This window comes from Nonomuraea deserti (assembly GCF_004348685.1).
Classification (GTDB): domain Bacteria; phylum Actinomycetota; class Actinomycetes; order Streptosporangiales; family Streptosporangiaceae; genus Nonomuraea; species Nonomuraea deserti.
In genome coordinates this window covers 1-655 of sequence record NZ_SMKO01000442.1, presented here as the reverse complement: position 1 = coordinate 655, position 655 = coordinate 1, and the positions used below count along the sequence as shown (strand labels likewise).

Sequence of the window (655 nt, the reverse complement as noted above, 5' to 3'; positions counted from 1 at the left end):
GGCTGTACCCGCCCGCGCTCGTGGGCCGGGCGCTGGACGAGCGCGTGCGGCAGCAGGTGGCGCGGTACCGCCAGCTGGCGGAGGATTTCGGGCTGCGCACGGCCCGGTAGGCCGCCTGCACCGGCACGCGGGCCCTCCTGCCTTCAAGGCAGCGGGAATTCCAGGCCCACGACCAGGCCACCTTCGCCCGTGGCGGGCGCCAGCACCAGGCGCGCGCCATGCCGCCGGGCGATCGCGGCGACGATGGCGAGGCCCAGGCCGGAGCCCGAACCCTGCGTGTTGCCGGCCCGGAAGAACCGCTCGGTCACACGCGGCAGGTCTTCGGCCGGAATCCCCGGTCCGTCGTCGGCCACGCTCAGAACCACTACCCCATCGCTGGCAGCCACGCGCACGGTGACGCATCCGCCCTCCGGCGTGTACTTCAACGCGTTGTCGATCAGGTTCGACAGGGCCTCTTCCAGCAGCCCCGGGTCGGCCTGCACGGCGGGAACCGGCTCCGGCATCTCGAAGCCGAGGTCGATGCGCCGGCTCCGCGCGGCGGCCCAGTGGCGCCGGGTCACGTCGCCCGCGAGCCGGCCCAGGTCCACGGGCTGCAGGGCCGCGTCGGGCGTGTCGGCCCGGGCCAGCGCCAGCATCTGGTTGGTCTGGCGGATCG

General features: G+C 74.7%; 1 protein-coding gene. It reads right to left on the bottom strand.

All coding sequences use genetic code 11. The annotated features are described in order from the left end of the window. Positions 1-143 precede the first annotated feature (143 nt). The coding region (locus E1292_RS50595) for a sensor histidine kinase (RefSeq protein ID WP_181958435.1) at positions 144-655 on the bottom strand (512 nt) is incomplete at its 5' end.